The sequence below is a fragment of the Desulfuromonadales bacterium genome (assembly GCA_035620395.1).
GTDB lineage: Bacteria > Desulfobacterota > Desulfuromonadia > Desulfuromonadales > DASPGW01 > DASPGW01.
The window spans coordinates 1-18,172 of sequence record DASPGW010000189.1; the positions used below are offsets into that span (position 1 = coordinate 1).

General features: G+C 63.4%; 17 protein-coding genes. 10 read left to right on the forward strand and 7 right to left on the reverse strand.

Annotated features, from left to right (window positions below; all coding sequences use genetic code 11):
* Positions 1 to 101: 101 nt before the first annotated feature.
* The 5 genes from VD811_10185 (at position 102) to VD811_10205 (ending at position 4,528) form a co-directional block, all read left to right on the forward strand.
* Positions 102 to 485 (forward strand): type II toxin-antitoxin system death-on-curing family toxin, encoded by a 384-nt coding sequence (locus VD811_10185; protein HXV21340.1) that lies wholly within the window; start codon positions 102 to 104, stop codon positions 483 to 485.
* 135 nt (positions 486 to 620) lie between these two features.
* Complete coding sequence (locus tag VD811_10190) at positions 621 to 1,229, forward strand: sigma-70 family RNA polymerase sigma factor (protein ID HXV21341.1); 609 nt, start codon at positions 621 to 623, stop codon at positions 1,227 to 1,229.
* Between the two features lie 611 nt (positions 1,230 to 1,840).
* Entirely contained in the window at positions 1,841 to 2,245 is a 405-nt protein-coding gene (locus VD811_10195; protein ID HXV21342.1) for a carboxymuconolactone decarboxylase family protein, read from the forward strand.
* Between the two features lie 235 nt (positions 2,246 to 2,480).
* Positions 2,481 to 3,053 (forward strand): 3'-5' exonuclease, encoded by a 573-nt coding sequence (locus VD811_10200; GenBank protein HXV21343.1) that lies wholly within the window; start codon positions 2,481 to 2,483, stop codon positions 3,051 to 3,053.
* A 152-nt stretch (positions 3,054 to 3,205) separates the two neighbouring features.
* Positions 3,206 to 4,528 (forward strand): alpha-amylase family protein, encoded by a 1,323-nt coding sequence (locus VD811_10205; GenBank protein ID HXV21344.1) that lies wholly within the window; start codon positions 3,206 to 3,208, stop codon positions 4,526 to 4,528.
* 583 nt (positions 4,529 to 5,111) lie between these two features.
* Here VD811_10205 and VD811_10210 read toward each other — a convergent pair.
* Entirely contained in the window at positions 5,112 to 5,828 is a 717-nt protein-coding gene (locus VD811_10210; GenBank protein ID HXV21345.1) for a hypothetical protein, read from the reverse strand.
* A 200-nt stretch (positions 5,829 to 6,028) separates the two neighbouring features.
* On the opposite strand from VD811_10210, the gene VD811_10215 reads away from it, so the two are divergent.
* Both VD811_10215 and VD811_10220 read left to right on the forward strand, forming a co-directional pair.
* Positions 6,029 to 7,975, forward strand: coding sequence for a DUF47 family protein (locus tag VD811_10215; protein ID HXV21346.1), 1,947 nt, complete (start codon positions 6,029 to 6,031; stop codon positions 7,973 to 7,975).
* Positions 7,972 to 9,573 carry a PEP/pyruvate-binding domain-containing protein gene (locus VD811_10220; protein HXV21347.1) on the forward strand — a complete coding sequence of 534 codons (1,602 nt, stop codon included), beginning with the start codon at positions 7,972 to 7,974 and terminating at the stop codon, positions 9,571 to 9,573. Before VD811_10215 ends, VD811_10220 begins: the two co-directional genes overlap by 4 nt.
* Before the next feature lie 65 nt (positions 9,574 to 9,638).
* Here VD811_10220 and VD811_10225 read toward each other — a convergent pair whose 3' ends face one another.
* The 3 genes from VD811_10225 to VD811_10235 form a co-directional block, all read right to left on the reverse strand.
* Positions 9,639 to 10,136 (reverse strand): histidine phosphatase family protein, encoded by a 498-nt coding sequence (locus tag VD811_10225; GenBank protein HXV21348.1) that lies wholly within the window; start codon positions 10,134 to 10,136, stop codon positions 9,639 to 9,641.
* A 16-nt stretch (positions 10,137 to 10,152) separates the two neighbouring features.
* Positions 10,153 to 10,617, reverse strand: coding sequence for a CYTH domain-containing protein (locus tag VD811_10230; GenBank protein ID HXV21349.1), 465 nt, complete (start codon positions 10,615 to 10,617; stop codon positions 10,153 to 10,155).
* A 71-nt stretch (positions 10,618 to 10,688) separates the two neighbouring features.
* A complete protein-coding gene (locus VD811_10235; protein ID HXV21350.1) occupies positions 10,689 to 11,714 on the reverse strand; it encodes a CHAD domain-containing protein in 1,026 nt (341 codons plus the stop codon).
* Positions 11,715 to 12,051: 337 nt separating this feature from the next.
* On the opposite strand from VD811_10235, the gene VD811_10240 reads away from it, so the two are divergent.
* The gene (locus VD811_10240; protein HXV21351.1) at positions 12,052 to 13,587 is read left to right on the forward strand and encodes a Ppx/GppA phosphatase family protein; all 1,536 of its coding nucleotides are present in this window, start codon (positions 12,052 to 12,054) and stop codon (positions 13,585 to 13,587) included.
* A 202-nt stretch (positions 13,588 to 13,789) separates the two neighbouring features.
* Here VD811_10240 and VD811_10245 read toward each other — a convergent pair whose 3' ends face one another.
* Entirely contained in the window at positions 13,790 to 14,200 is a 411-nt protein-coding gene (locus VD811_10245; GenBank protein HXV21352.1) for a cupredoxin domain-containing protein, read from the reverse strand.
* A 32-nt stretch (positions 14,201 to 14,232) separates the two neighbouring features.
* Complete coding sequence (locus VD811_10250) at positions 14,233 to 14,556, reverse strand: c-type cytochrome (protein ID HXV21353.1); 324 nt, start codon at positions 14,554 to 14,556, stop codon at positions 14,233 to 14,235.
* A gap of 178 nt (positions 14,557 to 14,734) precedes the next feature.
* On the opposite strand from VD811_10250, the gene aroF reads away from it, so the two are divergent.
* A complete protein-coding gene (gene aroF, locus VD811_10255; protein ID HXV21354.1) occupies positions 14,735 to 15,745 on the forward strand; it encodes a 3-deoxy-7-phosphoheptulonate synthase in 1,011 nt (336 codons plus the stop codon).
* 56 nt (positions 15,746 to 15,801) lie between these two features.
* Here aroF and VD811_10260 read toward each other — a convergent pair whose 3' ends face one another.
* Positions 15,802 to 16,653: a metallophosphoesterase gene (locus VD811_10260; protein HXV21355.1), complete on the reverse strand. Its 852-nt coding sequence runs from the start codon at positions 16,651 to 16,653 to the stop codon at positions 15,802 to 15,804.
* Positions 16,654 to 16,824: 171 nt separating this feature from the next.
* On the opposite strand from VD811_10260, the gene VD811_10265 reads away from it, so the two are divergent.
* Positions 16,825 to 18,021 carry an FprA family A-type flavoprotein gene (locus tag VD811_10265; GenBank protein HXV21356.1) on the forward strand — a complete coding sequence of 399 codons (1,197 nt, stop codon included), beginning with the start codon at positions 16,825 to 16,827 and terminating at the stop codon, positions 18,019 to 18,021.
* Positions 18,022 to 18,172 lie beyond the last annotated feature (151 nt).

Below are 18,172 nucleotides of genomic sequence, written 5' to 3' on the forward strand. Positions count from 1 at the left end.
TTGGAGGCCGAATATCCGGCAGGGATCGACGCCGAGTTCGTCGCCCAGGTGAACGAGTTCATCGACCGGTATCGCCCCGCCCTCAAGAAGCTCGCCGAGTGATGGAGTATCTCACGGCCCAGCAGGTCCTCTTCATCCACCACCGTCTGGTCACCGCTACCGGCGGCTCCCACGGCGTGCGCGACCTCGGCGCCCTGCCGGCGGCCGTGGCCCGCCCGCAGGCGACCTTCGAGGGGGTCGACCTCTATCCGGACCTCTTCGCCAAGGCCGCCACCCTGTTCGAATCCCTCATCCGCAACCACCCCTTCGTCGACGGCAACAAGCGCACCGCCGTCTCCGCCGCGGGCCTCCTCTTGCGCCGCAACGGCTTCGCGCTCGCCGCCTCACCGGAGGAGCTGTACGCCTTCACCATGGCCATGGCCACGGGCGAAGCCAGCCAGGCCGAGGCCCGGGTGTGGCTGGCCACCCATGCCCGCAGGACGTAATTGGATGCTCTGGTGGCGCTGGAAACGCTCACCGGGCAGGTTTGAACCTGCAGCCGGCCGTTTTATCCTGTCTTCTGTATAATATTGGCAGATAAGCGGGTCTGTGCCGCCGCCGAAAAGGAAGCGAATTCCATCATGACGGACAAGGAACCGGGTTTCCAGGAAATTTACTCGACCTTTCAGCCGCGGATACTGGGCTATCTCTCGCGCATGCTCGACAGGGACGAGGCCGAGGAGCTGACCCAGGAAGTTTTCGTCAAGGTCGACAAGGCGCTGAAGGAATTCAGGGGCGAGGCACAGCTCTCCACCTGGATCTATCGGATTGCGACCAACGCCGCCCTGGACCGGCTGCGCAACCCTTCTTTCCGGCAACGCGGGAGGGAATGCGTTCCGGTCGATTCATCTGCCGAGAGCACGGCCGAGCTCCAGGACAAGAATGTCTGGACCGGCGAAGCCCGGCAGGATGTCGACCAGCAGTTGATTCGCCGTGAGATGAACAGCTGCATCCGGGAATATGTCGATCAACTCCCCGAAGATTATCGGACGGCCCTGGTCCTCAGCGAGGTCGAAGATCTGAAGAACCGTGAGATCGCCGAGATCCTCGGAGTCAGTCTCGATACGGTGAAGATCAGGCTGCACCGGGCCAGGGCCAGGCTGAAGGAGAGTCTGGGCAGCCACTGCAATTTTTACCTGGATGAGCGAAGCGAACTGGCCTGCGATCGCAAAAAGCCTGAAGAGCGCTGACGGCCGGCGCGATATCCCGATTTTCCCCTCCCACAATCTTGAGACCTCATACTCACTGCCTCCCCTGATCTAATCCCCTAAAAAACCAAGAAAGCCGGTATCGCGCCAAGCCCGCAGAGAACACCAAGGAAAACCGGGCGGTTTTTGGACTCATGCCATGGGACTTGATCTGCAACAGCACCTGGATTTCTTTGCGGCCTTTGCGCCTTTACGCGAGCAAGTGTCAAAAATGCCGGCGCCTGTATCCCTTTGCGTTCAGGTCCCGTCTAAAGGGTTGAAGGCAGCTTATGCCCCTCAGACCCTGCTTCGCGGGGAATTCGAGGAGCAGCCAATTACCCCGACCAGGAAAGGAGATGCGAGATGGCTACGGAAAAAACAGGCCACAATGGACAGGAAGAGCAACGGACGGCAACGTCCTGCTGTTCGCCGAGGAAATTCGTGAAAATGATGGCCAGGTGCCGCAAGGAGATGAAAGGGGGTTGTAGCGCCACGATGCAGGAGATGATGCAGCGCGGATGCTGCCGGCCCGAGGAGAAGTGATCCCTTCAGCCGGCCAGCCGGGCCATGGCATTCGGCCCGCGGTCCAACTCTTTTTAACCCGGGAGAGCAGGATGACTCAGGAGAAGAATGATTACGCGAGAGGTATTGGGACACTCACAAGACTCGTCGGTGAAAAGCAGGCTGAGGCGATCATCGCCCGTTTCAGACTGCTGAGCCCGGCGTTCGAGAACGAAGCCATATCCGTGGTCTTCGGCCGGACATGGTCCAGAGAGGCGATCGACCCCAGGACGCGGTCCCTTTGCAGCGTAGGTATCCTTGCGGCACTGGGCCGCCATGGCGCGTTGCGCATTGTATTCGGCATCGCTCTTGAAAATGGCGCATCCGTTGAGGAGATAACAGAGGCGTTGCTGCAGGTCGCAATTTATGCAGGATACCCGGCCGCGCTCGATGCGCTTCCCGTCCTGGCGGCGGTGCTTGAGGGGTCCGGCCGGGAGCCGATGGTGGCAGGCAGCTGAACTGCCCGAAAAGCCGATTGCCACGACAGACGAATACGGCGGCCGCTACCGCAGCACTTGCCTTCTCGCCTGGCCCCGGAGGGCCGACGGTGAGCCCAAAGAGGATGAAGTGCTGGAGTTGGACCAAGTCAGGGGCAGTTGATGTACACTGTTTAGAAAGGCACAGGGCTGTCTGCGTTTGCAGTATCCGAAATTGGGCAGCCTGCCCATTTGATTCCAGGTCACTGGAGGCCGCATGTACCTGTTTTTTGACACAGAGACAACCGGAGTTCCCCGGAACTACAAGGCCCCGGCATCGGACCTGAAGAACTGGCCGAGGCTGGTCCAGATTGCCTGGCTGCTCGCCGATGAAGAAGCGCACGAAGTCTCGAGCGCCGAATACATAGTAAAGCCCGAAGGCTTCAGCATCCCCAAAGATGCCGCTGTGATCCACGGCATCACTACCGAGTTCGCGCTGCGAAATGGAGTCGACCTGCAGTCCGTCCTCGCTGCCGTCGCAGCGGCTGTCGACAAGGCGTCCGTACTGGTTGCGCACAACATGCAGTTCGACGAGAAAATCCTCGGTGCCGAGCTCTTGCGCGCCGGTTACCCGAATGTCGTTGAAGCAAAGAACCGAAGGTGCACGATGCAGGCGGCAACAGACTACTGCCGCTTGCCAGGCCCCTATGGGTTCAAATGGCCGACGCTGCAGGAGCTGCACCTGAAGCTCTTCAAGGAATCCTTCGAAGGCGCGCATCGGGCGCTCGCCGACGTCCGGGCTTGCGCGAGGTGCTATTTTGAGCTGAAGCGCCTCAAGGTCATGGCCTGACCCGGACGCTGCCCCTGACCGGCGGAGCCGTGTTCGCTCCCGGGGAGGCACAGGCTACCCAGGAGAGCACGGGAGAGCCGGGGACCGTGGTTCGGCCAACAAGCTTCCAAAGTTACAGCGTCCCCGGCACGCATGTAGAAGGGAATGTTCGTATGCGCGACGTGATCCTCCATGCCTTCAACTGGCCCTGTTCGGCCGTGGCCGCCCGGGCGCGGGCCATCGCCGCAAGCGGCTACGGCGCGGTGCTGCTCCCCCCGCCGCTCTACAGCGACGAGCACGGCGCCGACTGGTGGCAGCGCTACCAGCCGAAGGACTACCGGGTCGTCCGGTCGTTTCTCGGGGACAAGGCCGAGCTTATGCAGGCCATCGAGGCCCTGCACGACGAAGGCGTGCGGGTCTACACCGATCTCGTCTTCAACCACATGGCCAATGAAAAGGGGCGGCGGGACGATCCCTTCAACTTCCCGGGGGAGGCGGAATTGGCGCGCTACCGCCGCGAACGCACCTCCTTCGAGCGCGACCGGCTCTACGGCGACCTGGACGTCGGCCTGTTCAGCCCCTGGGACTTCAACCCGGATGGGGACATCCACAACTGGAACGACCTCCACGAATCCCAGGAACACCGCCTCTCCGGCCTCCCGGATCTGGACCTCAGCGACTGGGTGATCGAGCAGCAGCGCAGCTGCCTGCTCGCCCTGAACGATCTCGGGTTCGACGGCTACCGCATCGATGCCATCAAGCATCTTCCCCGCGAGCACATCCTGCGCGTCTTCCAGATACCCGAGATGGCAGGGGAATTCGTCTTCGGCGAGGCACTCACCGCCAACGACGGGGAAGAGAACCTCTTCCTCTGGCCGCTGGTCGACAGTACCGCCATCTCCTTCTACGACTTCCCTCTGCACGAAACCCTGCGGCGCGTCTTTTCCCCTGCGGGAAGCATGCGGGAGCTGGTCGACCCGGCGGCCTGCCGCCAGGCGCTCCCCTGGCATCGGGGGGTCACCTTCAGCATCACCCACGACATCCCTTACAATGACGGCTTCCGCTGGCAGATGCTCGACCCCCGGGACGAGTTTCTCGCCAACGCCTACATCCTCGGCCGCGACGGCGGCGTCCCCCTGGTCTTCTCCGACCACAACGAGAGCGCGGACAGGCACGGCTCTGATCGCGACCGCTGGAACGAGGCGTGGCGTCGCGCCGACACCGTCGCGATGATCGCCTTCCACAACGCGGTGCACGGAACCAGGCAGCGCTCCCTCTTCGAGCATGACGGGTTCATCGTTTTCGCCCGGGGCGAGGGCGGCATCGTCGCCATCAACAAGACCGCCGAGTGGCAGCACCCGCGCCTCTGGACCTTCGGCCTGCACCACGGCCGCTACCGCTGCCTGCTGCACGGCTACGACATGCAGGTCGCAGACGACCACCTCGAGCTCGCCATTCCACCCCGGCAGGCGCAGATGTGGCTGCACCAGGGGTAAAGGGCCTGACGCCGGCCAGCAGTTCCGGGGCTGTTCGGCGTATTCCGCATGCGAAACGACCCTGCCGGTTCACCCGTAACGAGAGACGACCCTGAGCTCCCGTGAAAAAACTTACTTTCTCTCCCGGTTTGCTGGTAAGGTGATAGGTGTTACGCTCGGGCTTGCCAATCACCGACGGGGAGACAGAAGAATGGACATTTGCAGTCTTTGCCAGGAACAATCCAGGAAATCCCATAGCGGAAAACCCCACCAGCATCTGCAGAAAATGGAAGAAGAACGAAATTTTACCGGGTCACGACCGGGTGGGTTCACGGAGCAGGATTACCAATGCCTGCAATGCGCAGCCAAATTTACCCACAGCAAGGATAAAAATAATTTTGGTTGGACCCTCTGGCGGGGTTAGGCTGAAGCAGGGAACCATGAGCGCTCAGCAGGTGCTGCAGCCCGGTTTTCGGGGCTGAACTTGCCCGCATGGGGTTCCCGCGCTTCAAAAAGTACAAAGGAATCGCCCCCAACGACCACGCCACGACCTCGTCCGCTCACCCCGAAAATCCCCCGCTTCTCCTCATAAACTCCGCACAAGTCAGAACCCCCCGAAGAGCGGCCCCGCCTCGAACCGGCGCTTCCACTCGTCGTAGCCGATGACGTAGTTGTAGCCGCAGACGGTGGCGAGCTTGCGGCCGGCAAGGATTTCCCCGATGCGGCGGCCGCCCGCCATGGTGCGGTCGGCCGGGCCGTAGGGGTTGTACTTCATGCCGTCGCCCGCCAGAAAGACGTAGTCGCAGATGAAGAGGGTCTCCTCGAAGAGGTAGAGGGTGAAGCCGGGGGTGTGGCCGTCGACGTGGAAGGCCTCGATACCGTGCTGGACGAAGTCCTCCGCGAAGGTGCCGTCGAAGGTGAAGGGGCGGCAGATCGCGTGGACCGAGTCGTCCCGGTGGATGCGCACCTCGGCGCCGAAGAGTTCCCGGTAGAGGTTGCAGGCGCCGAGGAAGTGGTGGTGGGTGAAAAGAACCGTCTCCACCGGCGCCAGCGAGGCGTCGAAGGAGGACGGACAGTCGATCCAGCAGGCGCCGCGGCCCGTCTCGATGCGGTAGGCGGCGTGCTCATAGCCGAGGGCCGGCTGTGAATTGAGCCGTGTCACCTTTTCGTTCACCGGCGTGGCCGCCACCCGGTAGCGGGCCGAGCACTCCTCGGCGGTGATGAAGCGCTCCTTCGGCGCCCCGCAGAAGGGGCAGCGATCAGGATGAAAGCCGACCATGTTGAAACCGCAGGCGAGGCAGACGTACTGCTCCTTTTTCATGGGACCTCCTCTCCAGGTTGTCAGGAAATTCCATTATTGCACCCCCGGCGGAAACCGCAACCGGCCGGCGCCGGGGAAGAGAAAAGACAGGGGGGCAGGCCACCCGGTCAAAACAATCGCCGGGTGGTACAATGGTTTCGAGGCCGCTTCACAGGAAAATTCCGGTGAAGGTGTGAACACTACATCCTGAGGGTCACAGAATGAGCGAAAAGGCCCGCATAGTTGCTGCTCTCGGCGAGCGCCGCCTGCTCCTGCCGTTTCTGCTGAATGAAGCGCTGGCGGCGAATGACCGCGCCAAGTATCGCCTCACCCTCCTGCAGACGGCCAAGGCCCGCGCCGATGCCCCGGAGGGGGCGTTCTCCGATCTGCGCACGGAACGTCTCGCCTGCGGCGTCACCGAGACCTGCTTCGACGAGGTCGTGGCCGGAGCGGCCCGGAGCGGGGCCGACACCTATGCGCTGCTCCATGCCGGCGAGGTCTGCTCGGCGCTGCGGGATGACCTGACGGCGATGCTCGCCCCCTTTGCCGCCTTGCAGAAACCGGAGGCCACTGCCTTTCAGGAGCGGCTGCAGCAGCTGTCAGGGACACCCTGGTGCGCCGGGGACGGCACGATCACGGCAGGAACCATTGCCTCCCTGACGTCAGGAGATCCCGCCCGCGGCGACAGCCTGCATCTGCTCATCATGGAGATGCACAAGGGCCTGAACCGGCTGCAGGCCGAGATCGCTACCGAAAGCGTTGACGGCGCTCTCGCTTACGGCCTGCGGGGTGAGGACCGCTCCCTAGTCGCCGCCTTCATGAAGGGGGTCAACCGGACGCGGGCGCTCAAGTTCGACCATCCGGGTCTCGGCACCACCGCCACCCGCTCCGGCGGCAAGCTGATCCTGCAGAACGATATCGGCACCACCGACGCGCACGTGCTGGTGGTGCATGTCGAAGCCAGGCGCGTGACGGTGACCTGCAGCGACAATCATCTGCCCCGCCTCCTCTTTTTCCAGGGGCTGTTCGCCGCCCGGGGTATGGCCTGGGAGGATGTCCACTCCCGTACCGACCAGGCCTTCGCGGGAGGGGTCTACCACCTCTGCGTCGGGACGTACGAGGCGCCGGGCAAGAAAGAGCTCAGGGCTTTTCTGACGCACCTCGGTTCGCGCCTGGTCTTCCTGATCGACTGGAACCGGGCCCGCAAGCGGTTGCAGCGTCTGGTCCCCAAGGCGGATGCTCTTTCCCTGCTCGCCTGGGCGGCGGGGGAAGACGTCGGTCACATGGCCTTTCTCAAGGCCGGCGGCGAACGGATGGTCTTCGACGCCCTGCAGTTCGTGGCCGGGGGTACCCTGACCTACGGTGTCACCCTCGCCGAACTGCTCGGCCGGGAAGCGGCCGTCTCCTACCTGCGCTTCATCCTCAAGGCTTGCGCCCTGGGCCTGATTCAAAACCGGCCGCTGGCCCTTATCCGCGACGAGGCGCGGGTGGAGCTGTACAAGTATTACCACAGCGCCCAGCAGAACCTCCTCGACCTCGCTGGCAACCATGCGGCGCTGGCGGTCGAGATCGCCACCGCCATCCGCGACGGGCTGCTCACCGTCTCCCGGCCCGAGACTGTTGCCGGCTTCGAGCGGATCGGCCAGCGTGCCAAGGATTGGGAGCGCAAGGCCGATGAACTCGTCATCCGGGGCCGCGAGCTGGCCCGGCAATCGGAGCAGGCCGATGCCATCCGGCAACTGCTCGAGGCCGCCGACGACATCACGGACGAACTGGAGGAGGCAGCCTTCCATCTCACCCTCCTGAAGCCGGAGAGCCTGGCGGCAGAGATCCGCCGGTCGCTGGCCGCCCTGGCCCGGCTGCTGGTCGAAGGGACGCAGGAATACCTGAAGGCGATCGAGAACGTACGGGGCATCCACCGTAGCGGCTCGCCGGACGACATGCGCGACTTCCTCGAGTCGATTCACCGCATCATGGCCATCGAGCAGCAGAGCGATACCACGGAGCGGGCGGTGCGCAAGGCGCTGGTCGGCGCCGCGGAAGATTTCCGGCAGGCCTTCGTCATCGCCGAAAGCGCCAGGAAGCTGGAATCGGCCGCCGATGCCCTGATGCATGCCGGCATGCTCCTGCGCGACCAGATTCTCGGCCGGGTCATGGTGAGGCGATGACGCACGACGGCATTTTCAGGATCGCCCCCCGCCGCATCGGCGTCTCCCGCGGGAGCGCGGATGAAATGGGGGTCAAGGCCTTCGATCTGGCGCGCCTGGCGCGTCTCGGGCTTCCCGTGCCGCCGGCCTTCGTCCTGGGAACCCTCCACTGCCGCCGCTGCTACCGGGCTCCGGAACGCTGCCGCAAGAACCTGACCCGCCTGCTGGAAGAGCAGACGCGCTGGCTCCAGTCGGTGACGGGGCTGGGGTTCGGCGATCCCCGCCGGCCGCTGCTGGTTTCCGTCCGCTCCGGGGCGCCGGCGTCGATGCCCGGCATGATGGATACGCTGCTCAACATCGGCCTCTGCGATGCGACGGCCCGCGGCCTGCTGCGGATGACCGGCAATCCCCGGCTGGTCTGGGATTCGTACCGCCGTCTCATCGTGAATTTTGCCGAGGTGGCCTTCGGCGCCAGCCCGCAGCCGTTCGCCGCGGCGCTGGCGGTGGTGCTCGGCCGGGAGCAGGCGGAGCGGCCGCAGGACCTGGACTACCTGAGCCTGGCCGAGCTCACCCGGACCTACCTCCAGCTCTTCCAGGAACTGACGGGAAAGCCGTTTCCCCAGAACCCTCCGGAGCAGCTCGAGCTTGCCGTGCAGGCCGTGATCGCCTCCTGGAACGCTCCCCGCGCCGTCGAATACCGCCGCCTCTATGAACTGCCCGACGAGCTCTGTACCGCGGTCACCATCCAGCAGATGGTCTTCGGCAATGCGGGAGGAACCTCGGGTGCGGGGGTGGGGTTCACCCGGGATCCGGATACGGGCGAGAAGAGGCTCTACCTCGATTTCCTGTTCAACAGCCAGGGGGAAGACGTCGTCTCCGGGCGCGCCACCGGTTCCGACGCCGAGCGGCTCTTTCCGGCCCTCCCCGAAACCGAACAGACCCTTCTCGGCATCGGGGCCGCCCTCGAGCAGGCATACGGCGACGCCCAGGAATTCGAATTCACCATTCAGGACGGGGTTCTCTACCTGTTGCAGACGCGAACGGCCAAGCGGACGCCGTGGGCGGCGCTGCGGATGGCGGTCGAACAGGTCGCAGAAGGGCTCATCGGGCCCGGCGAAGCGCTGGCCCGTCTGCATGGCCTCGCTCTTGACGACATCGGGCGCCAGCGGCTCGCCACCGGGGAGCAGGAGCCGCTCTGCCAGGGGCAGCCGGCGGGCATCGGCGTGGCCATCGGCCCACTCGCCCTCGACCTTGAGGCCGCCCGCCGGTTTGCCGCCGAAGGGCGGCCGGCGGTGCTCGTCCGCTTTGAGATGACCACCGCCGACATTGCCGGCATCGCCCTCGCGGCCGGCGTGCTGACGGCGCGGGGGAACCGCACCTCCCATGCGGCGGTGGTGGCGCGGCAACTCGGCAAGGCGTGCGTGGCGGGTTGCCGCCCCCTGCGGATCGAGCCGGAGCGGCGGCGCGTCGCCTTCGGCGAACGGACCCTGGCCGAAGGGGAGCCGGTCACCCTCGATTCCAACACGGGACGGGTTTTTGCCGGCGAAGCGCAGCTCGCCATCGATTATCCGACGGTCTGGCTTGCGGAAATCCGGAAATGGCAGCAAGCCGGTCGATGAGCAGGGAGACCAGGTCGGGGCGAAGGGCGAGCTGCAAGAATGGTGGAAATAAGCCTTCCGGAGAGCTACTTCTGCGGGTTTTTCGGATAATCGAAAAAGACCTGGGTGCCTTGCCCTGCCGCCAATTCGGACCAGGCTGCGATGTCGAGATCGATGCAGACCACCCCGCAAGTTGGGATGTTGTCGATTTTAGTGCGGTTCACCACGTTGTTCAGGTCGGTGAAGCCCGGGTTGTGGCCGACCATCATGACGTGCTGGCATTCGTCGGTGAGGCCGCGCAGGATCCCGAGCAGGGTTTCCGGTGAAGCCTCGTAGATGGCGTCGACTTTTTCGACCTTGTCCTTGGCGAAGCCGATCTTGCCGGCGATTATCCTGGCCGTCTTGGCGGCGCGCCTGGCGGGGCTCGTCAGCAACAGGTCCGGCATCATCTCTTTTTTGGCCAGGCGTTTTCCCATCAGGGGCGCGTTCTCTTCCCCTCGCTTGCTCAAGGGGCGGTCGATATCCTCCAGCAGGGGATCCTCGCGGCTCGATTTGGCGTGCCGGACCAGGGTCAATCGTTTCATGACGGCTTATTCTCCTTTACCATTTTGAGAAAGGGTGACGGACGAGATTGGCGTTGTAGTAGCGCGGATCATGGGAGACGTCTTCGCCGGCCCAGTCGGGAAGGGAAAAGGCCTGATCTTCGTCGGCCAACTCCACCTCGGCCAGGGTCAGTCCCTGGTTCTCCCCCAGAAACTCATCCACCTCCCAGACCAGGCCGGCATGCTCGATACGGTAGCGGTATTTTTCGATCAGCGGCTGCAGGCAGAGGGTGTCGAGCATTTCAGCGGCCTCCCGGGGGGGGATCCGGTATTCGTACTCGGCCCGCGCGATCCCCTTCGAGGGGCCCTTGATGGTCAAAAAGCTCTCCTCCCCCACGACCCGCACCCGCACGGTGCGCTCCTTTTCGGCCACCAGGTAGCCCTGCCGGTAAAGCTTTCCGGTGGCTCCCCTTTTCCAGGCGGTCCCGTTCACCAGAAATTTGCGTTCGATCTCGGTCGGCATGTTCCTGCTCTTTTCTTTCTGGATTTTACTTCGTGTTCTTCCCGTCTTCGCGTGAGACTGCTTTTCCAGGTTTATTCGGGCACAGATGGGTCCGTCGGCGGCGGAAACAATTCCTCGAAGAGCCTGCGGTTCCTGCCCCGGCAGAACCCTGCGAAGTGCGTCTTGAATTCCTTGCGCACCCGCTGCTGCTGTTCAGCCAGGCTGGCCACCAGCATCCCCATGGCGATGAGGGTCGCGGCCGGGGTTTCTCCTTCGTCGACCATTTGTTGACTGAATTGCCGCAAGGCGGCCCCCTGCACCTCCAGGTCCTGAAAGGCGCCGAGGTTCTCTTGCAGAAGCTTCAGGGCAGCGATGAGCTTATTGACCTTTTTGACCGGATAGAGCGGCTGGAAAAACTCCAGGAGGTAGCGCAGTTTCTTGCAGCTTCTGCGCAGTTGGTGCAGGTCCGTGGCCGGCGACGCCTTGGTGATCGCCTTCCCCTGCCTGACGACCCGCCGGTAGACCCGCGCGATCTGCTCCCCCGCAACCTCACTGACCGGCCGCCTGGCATTGGCCAGGGATGTTTTCGCCGGGACGTCCGCCTCCAGAAAAGCTCGCCAGCCATGCATCAACTGCCGGTAACGGTTGGAATCGAGGGCCTTGACCAGCGCTGCCTGCTCCTTTTTCTGATGGCTCTTCAGGAAATCATGCAACGGCTGCAAGTCGTTCTGCACTGCCTGCGGCAGTCTGGCCCGGTAATCCGGCAAGTGCAGCAGGTAGACGTCGAGGTCGCGGGTCGGGCCGGTGACCTCCCCCAGCCAGGCAAACCCGGTGCGGAACCGCTCCAGCGCCTTTTTGGGGAAAACGTCCCGGATCTGCCCCAAGGCAGTGCGCGTGCGGCGCACGGCAACCCGGAAATCGTGCAGATATTCAGGGCCGAGGTCGGCCATGGCCCCGGCTTCGTTGGCCGTCAGGGCGCCGAACTGCTGCAGCAGAACGGCTTTGGCGGCGGCATCGGTCCGCATGGCCGCATCGAGCGGTCGACCTGTAAGCCTTGCCGGTGGTGGTGCCGGGCCTGTATCCCGGGGGATGAGAAGCTCCCCCTCCTGCACAGCCATGCTCACGTTACTTTTTCCCTTTCTTCCCTTTCTTGTCCTTATCCCCTTTTCCCTTGATCTTAGCGGGTTTGCAAAGATGTTTCTTCTTCTCGCTGACGGCCTCGCACTTCTCGCACCGGAACGCTCCCGCTTGCGGTTTGGCTTCGGATTTCCCTTTCAGGCAGGACCCCATGGTGAAAACCTCTCTTCGGCATGTTCATCCTCGCTTCTGTCGGCTATTATAACAGTGGCAGTATTTGCTTGCAGGGAATCTGCTGTGGGTGCCCCTTTTTAACAAGGCGCTAACCGAACGGTGATATGCTCCTCTCCAGATGGTTTTCATGCTACGGAGTTCCCGGTGACCGGAGAGAAAAAGCGTCTGGCCGCGATCGACATCGGCACCAATTCCATCCGCTGCATCGTCGTGGAAGCCGATGCCGGCGGCAAATTCAATGTGCTGGATGACGAAAAGGCGACGGTCCGTCTCGGCGAAGGTCTGGCCGGCAGCGGCGAGATCTCCCCCGAGGCCTGGCGGCGGGCCGAGGCGGCCCTGCTGCGGATGAAGAAGATCGCCGAAGGCTATGGGGTGCAGTCCATCGAGGCCGTGGCCACCAGCGCCGTGCGCAAGGCCCGCAACGGCGAGGCGTTCGTCGAGGCCATGGCACGGGCTACGGGCGTGCAAATCGCCGTCATTTCCGGCGACGAGGAAGCGGAACTGGTGGCCCTGAGCGCCCGCAGCAGCCTCGACCTGGAGAACCTGCGCTGCGCCCTGGTCGACATCGGCGGCGGGAGCCTGGAGATCGTCGTCACCGCCGGGGAACTGATCGAGGAGATCTTTTCCCTGGAGCTGGGGGCAGTGGTGCTGACGGAGGAGTTTCTCCCCAAAGACCCCGTGCTGGCCAAAGACCTCAATGCCTTGCGCAAGCATGTGCGCTCGACTCTGAAGAAGCACCTCGCCGGGGAGTCCTTCGACGTCCAGTGCCTGGTCGGCTCGGGGGGGACCATGACTACCATCGCCGGCATGGTCATGGCGATGCGCAAGGAGCAGTTCAGCTCGGTCCACGGCTACGACGTGCTGCGCTCCGAGGTGGTGCACCTGCTGGCGATGCTGGAACGAAAAACCCTCAGGGAGCGCAAAGCCCTGCCCGGCCTCAGCCCCGACCGGGCGGATATCATCCTCGCCGGAGTGGCCGCTGTCGATGAGGTGATGCGGTACTTCGGCGTCAATATTCTCAGGGTCAACGAGCGCGGGGTTCGTCAGGGGCTGATCCTGAAGAGCCTGGAAAAGCACGGGCTGGCACCACTGCCCGAAGCGGCGAAAAACCGGATCGCTTCGGTCTGGGATTTTGCCCGCCAATGCCATGTCAACGAAAGCCACGCCGGGCAGGTCGCGAAACTGGCCCTGGATATCTTCGACGCCGTCGGCCCGGCATTCGGCCTGGAGAGCCGCAACCGGCAGATCCTCGAAGCGGCGGCGATTCTCCATGACGTCGGCTATCTCATCAATTACGAGAAACACCACCAGCACTCCTACCACCTCATTCGCCACGCCAACCTTTTCGGTTTCTCCCCCCGCGAGAAGGAAGTCGTCGCCAACCTCGCCCGCTACCATCGCAAGAAGCTGCCGCGGAAAAAGCACGAGAACTTCGCGCTTCTCCCTCCCGAGGACCGGCGGCTGGTCAAACAGCTGGGTGGCATTCTGCGCCTGGCCGACGGCCTCGACCGGCGGCGCAATCAGGCCGTCGAGGCGCTCGACTGCCAGCTCACCGACTCAGGGCTCTGCATCACCCTGCACGGCCAGGAGGATCTCTCCGTGGAAATTTACGGTGGCGAGACCAAGAGCGATCTGTTCGAGGAGGCGTTCCACTGTAAAGTATCCCTGCAGAGTGACTAGCCGGTACAAACCTAGAAAGAACCGACCCTGTCCGAATACCCCCCTTGTGCCACCCCCACGAAACGCTGGAAACGCCGCACTCCCCGATAAAACAAGGGCGGCCCATCGGCCGCCCTCTGCGTTCCTGCGCTTTCACTTGTGTTCTCGCCCCTTACGGCGTCCTTCCCCCGCGCTTTCGAACAGGAGCGGTTTAAGGGAAATGTCAGGGCGTGCCGACCCTGATCTCTCCCTTCATCCCGAAAGACGGATGGAGCGGCTTGTCGCAGTGGAAGGGGTAGGTCCCTGCTCCGAGGGGGGGCAGCGGGATCTCGGTGGTTTGGCCAGCGGGCAGATCGACGCTGGCCAGACTCTTCCCTTGCGGGTCGAGGACCGTCAGGTTGTGCCCCATTCCCGCCACGTTTTTCACCTTGAGCACCAGGGCATCTCCCGCCCGGGCCTGGATGAGATTCGGTTTGAATTCGAAATTGCTGGCTTCGATGGCCACCCCGACTTCCCCCGGAGGAACCAGGTAGGCGGCCGGTCTCACGGCGCAGCCCGCCGCCAGGGCAGCCAGGCAAACTGCCGCCAGGACGAGAGCGAGGCTGTTCCGAACCAGAGAATCGACGATCTTCATGGTGCAACCTCCTGTTTAGTTGCCGTGGCGGCCTATTTCAGGCTCTTGAGATAATCCACCAGAACCTTGAGATCCTTCTCGGGCAGGTGGGCGAAGGTGGGCATCATGGTCTTGGGGTTTTTCCCCTTGGGGTTGACCAACTGCTCGCGGATGTCCTTTTCTTTCAGCCGCGTGCCCATGCCTTCGAAGGCGGGAGCGAGGGTGCCGCCTTCACCGGCGAGCTGGTGGCAACCCTTGCACCCCAGGGAATTGATCAGTTCCCGGGCGCGTGCATCGTCGGCCGCCAGGGCAGGTGCCGCCAGGGTGAGGCTCAGGGCGGCTGTCGCCGCCAACTTCATCGTTCTGGTCATGTTCATGGCTGGTCCGGATTCCTTTCTGCAGTTGATGTCTGAGGTCTGGCACTCTGGAAGGATACCCGAAGCCATCGGATTTGCAACGTCTTTTCTTTTTTCCGGCCAGCTGAAAAAGGGTTGAAATCCGGGCCGCCCCCGGCTACTCTACAGAATCCTCCAGCCTCGTAAAGGAGAACCGGTCATGCTCATCGTCATGCATCACAGTGCCACCCCACAGCAGATTCGCGCCGTACAGGCAGCGGTCGAGGCCATGGGCCTGCGGGCCGAACCGATTCCCGGCAGCGAGCGGACCGCCATCGGTGTGCTCGGCAACCAGGGCTACGTCGACGACGCCACCATTCGCGAACTCCCGGGCGTGCGCGAGGTCATTCATGTCAGCAAGCCCTACAAGCTGGTTTCGCGCGATTTTCACCCGGCGCCGACAGTCGTCGATGCCGCCGGCGTGCTGGTGGGTGACGGCCAGACGCCGGTGGTGATCGCCGGTCCCTGCTCGATCGAGAACGAGGAGCAGATGCTCGTCGCGGCGCGGCAGGTGAAGGCGGCCGGCGCCCGCATCCTGCGCGGCGGCGCTTTCAAGCCGCGTACCGGTCCGCACTCCTTCCAGGGGCTGGGGATCGAGGGGCTCAAGTACCTGCGGGCGGCCGGCGATGCGGCGGGGCTGCCGGTCATCACCGAGGTGATGCGCATCGAGCAACTGGATGCGGTCTGCCGCTACGCCGACATTCTGCAGATCGGTGCCCGCAACATGCAGAACTTCGACCTGCTCAAAGAGGTCGGCAAGCTGGACCATCCGGTGCTGCTCAAGCGCGGCATGAGCGCCACCATCGAGGAGTTCCTCGCCGCCGCCGAGTACATCCTCGCCGAAGGCAACGGCCGGGTAATCCTCTGCGAGCGGGGGATCCGCACCTTCGAGCGGGCCACCCGCAACACCCTCGACCTCTCGGTGGTGCCGTTGATCCGCGAGCTCTCCCACCTGCCGATCATCGTCGATCCCAGCCACGCCACCGGCAAGCGGGCCCTGGTGCCGGTCATGGCCAAGGCGGCCCTGGTGGCCGGCGCGCATGGCGTGATGATCGAGGTCCATCCCGAACCGGAGAAGGCACTTTGCGACGGTGCCCAGAGTCTCAACGGCGAGGGTTTTGCGGTGCTGATGGGGGAGATTCGGGATCTGCTGAAATATCTGGGGTACTAGGCTCGAGGCTCGAGGCCCGAGGCCAAAGTCTTTGACCCGGGATCTTGGACTGTCTTTCAGGCTGCGTGCAGCCTGAACAGGGTGATTTCGGGGCGGCAGAGAAAGCGCACCGGCAAAACGCTGGTGCCGATTCCCCGGGTGACGTAGAGAGGGGTGCGCGCTGTCCCCACCCGGAAGAGACCGGAATAAAAGGTTCCGGAGAAACGCGGCAGAATCGGCGGCGGCAGAAAGGGGAAGCGGACCTGGCCGCCGTGCGTGTGGCCGCTGAGAATCAGGTCGGTTCCGGGCGGCAGCAGGCTGTGGTCGAAGGCCGGCACGTGGGACAGGAGGATGTTCAATCGTGTCGGATCGCTCTGCTGCTGGAGGTGGACGAGACTGTCGGCCGACGACGGATAGTCGAGGCCGAGCACCGAAGTCGGGATCCCCTGCAGATCGAGGTCGCGGCGCTCGTTGATGAGCAGGCTGACGCCGGCGCCGGCAAAATGGCGCCGCAGATTTTCCCCTTCGACCCTGGCCCAGTACTCCCAGTTTCCCTGGACGGCGAAGACGCCGTTGGGCGCCCGCAGCAGTTCAAGAAAATCCAGAGCGCCGCGGACGTTGCGGCTGCGCTCCAGGTAATCGCCGGTGAGCAGGATGAGGTCGGGGGCCAGGGCGTTTGCCGCCGCCGCCACCTCCCGAAAGTAGTCGTTGAAGGTGCGGATGTGCATATCCGAGAGGTGAGCGATGCGCAGCTCCCGGCCGGGGGCAACCTTCGCTACCGTCAAATTGACTTCCTGCACCTGAAAAAGGCGCGGTTCCAGTAATAAGGCGTCGGTGAGGACGGCGCCGCCGACGGTCGCTGCCCCGCCGAGGAGGAAAGTCCGCCGCGAAATTCCGCCTCTCTTGGTCTGTTCCGCCTGTTCCGTCATCCTTCTTCCCGCGCTTTCGCCACTCTAAACGCTGCCGCTTCGACCGGCTTGTCCGAACCCTATTTATAGCACGGATGCACGGAGACTTGTAACGAATTGGCCGATGGGGTATCTTTCCCTCATCCGCAAAACTGTTTTGCGCCGTCATCCGCAGAAAGGATAGCAAAGCCCATGTCCGAAATTGTTGAAATTGCATCCGGCATCCATTGGGTCGGGGCCAAGCACCCTGAACTGGAAGTGTTCGACGACCTTTTCCCGACCCACAACGGCACTACCTACAATTCCTATCTGGTCCGCGGCAGCGTCAAGACCGCCCTCATCGACACGGTAAAAGCCCCTTTCACCGAGGCGTTTCTGGCGAAACTCGAGAAGCTCCTTCCGCTGGAGCAGATCGATGCCGTCGTCATCAACCACACCGAGCCGGACCACTCCGGAGCGCTGACGGCGCTGCTGCAGAGGAATCCAAACATCACCGTCTATATCAGCAAGGCGGGAGAAAACTTCCTCAAGCAGCTGATCAATGCTCCCTTCAAGGCGCACGTGGTGGCGGACGGCGAGGAACTCGACCTGGGGGGGCGCACCCTGCGCTTCGTTCTCGCCCCCTACCTGCACTGGCCAGACACCATGTTCACCTACCTGGTCGAGGACCAGATTCTCTTCCCTTGTGACGCCTTCGGCGCCCACTATTGCGCGACCAAGCTCTTCGATGACGAGATCGCCGACTTTTCGGCCGACTTTCACCTCTACTTCGACTGCATCATGCGTCCCTTCAAGGACAAGATCCGCGATGCGCTGGCCAAGATCAAGGACCTGCCGCTGCGCATGGTCTGCCCCTCGCACGGACCGATTCTCCGTTCCACCTTCGGCCACGCGATCAACGCCTATCGGCAGTGGTCCGCGCCGCCGCCGCGGGGGGACAAACCGAGAGCCCTGATGGCGGTCCTCTCCTCCCATGGCAACACCCGGACGATGGCGGCGGTGATCCGCCAGGAGCTCGAAAAACAGGGGGTCGAGGTGACCGAGATGGCCCTGTGCGGCATGCGCGACGATGATTACCGCAATGCTCTGGAGCAGGCTGACGTGCTGTTGATCGGCACTCCGACGATCCAGCGCGACGCGCCGCCGCAGGTCTGGCACGCCCTGTCGATGATCTCCTCGGTGACGCCCAAAACACGGCTGGCTGCGGTCTTCGGCTCCTTCGGCTGGAGCGGCGAGGCGGTCAAGATGGTCGAGCAGCGCCTGGAGGGACTCAAATACAAGCTGGCCGCCGAGAGCACCTCCTTCCGTTTCACCCCGACGCCGGAAAACCTGGAGAGCTGCCGGCAGTTCGCCGACCAGGTGGCGAATGCGGTGCTCTGCGAAGAATAACCTGGAAAAAGCAGTCTCACGCGAAGACGCGAAGGGCGCGAAGTAAAATCCAATTTTGTGCAATATTCTTTGAATTTCTCCGCGTTCTTCGCGGCTTCGCGTGAGTAAGTGCCGTTTTTCAGGTTTAATCGTTCCAGCAATACCTCCATCT

Bases quoted from the DNA above. Each gene is read 5' to 3' on its own strand.
- VD811_10185 (HXV21340.1), top strand. From the start codon at position 102: ATGGAGTATCTCACGGCCCAGCAGGTCCTCTTCATCCACCACCGTCTG.
- VD811_10190 (HXV21341.1), top strand. From the start codon at position 621: ATGACGGACAAGGAACCGGGTTTCCAGGAAATTTACTCGACCTTTCAG.
- VD811_10195 (HXV21342.1), top strand. From the start codon at position 1,841: ATGACTCAGGAGAAGAATGATTACGCGAGAGGTATTGGGACACTCACA.
- VD811_10200 (HXV21343.1), top strand. From the start codon at position 2,481: ATGTACCTGTTTTTTGACACAGAGACAACCGGAGTTCCCCGGAACTAC.
- VD811_10205 (HXV21344.1), top strand. From the start codon at position 3,206: ATGCGCGACGTGATCCTCCATGCCTTCAACTGGCCCTGTTCGGCCGTG.
- VD811_10210 (HXV21345.1), bottom strand. From the start codon at position 5,828: ATGAAAAAGGAGCAGTACGTCTGCCTCGCCTGCGGTTTCAACATGGTC.
- VD811_10215 (HXV21346.1), top strand. From the start codon at position 6,029: ATGAGCGAAAAGGCCCGCATAGTTGCTGCTCTCGGCGAGCGCCGCCTG.
- VD811_10220 (HXV21347.1), top strand. From the start codon at position 7,972: ATGACGCACGACGGCATTTTCAGGATCGCCCCCCGCCGCATCGGCGTC.
- VD811_10225 (HXV21348.1), bottom strand. From the start codon at position 10,136: ATGAAACGATTGACCCTGGTCCGGCACGCCAAATCGAGCCGCGAGGAT.
- VD811_10230 (HXV21349.1), bottom strand. From the start codon at position 10,617: ATGCCGACCGAGATCGAACGCAAATTTCTGGTGAACGGGACCGCCTGG.
- VD811_10235 (HXV21350.1), bottom strand. From the start codon at position 11,714: ATGGCTGTGCAGGAGGGGGAGCTTCTCATCCCCCGGGATACAGGCCCG.
- VD811_10245 (HXV21352.1), bottom strand. From the start codon at position 14,200: ATGAAGATCGTCGATTCTCTGGTTCGGAACAGCCTCGCTCTCGTCCTG.
- VD811_10250 (HXV21353.1), bottom strand. From the start codon at position 14,556: ATGAACATGACCAGAACGATGAAGTTGGCGGCGACAGCCGCCCTGAGC.
- aroF (HXV21354.1), top strand. From the start codon at position 14,735: ATGCTCATCGTCATGCATCACAGTGCCACCCCACAGCAGATTCGCGCC.
- VD811_10260 (HXV21355.1), bottom strand. From the start codon at position 16,653: ATGACGGAACAGGCGGAACAGACCAAGAGAGGCGGAATTTCGCGGCGG.
- VD811_10265 (HXV21356.1), top strand. From the start codon at position 16,825: ATGTCCGAAATTGTTGAAATTGCATCCGGCATCCATTGGGTCGGGGCC.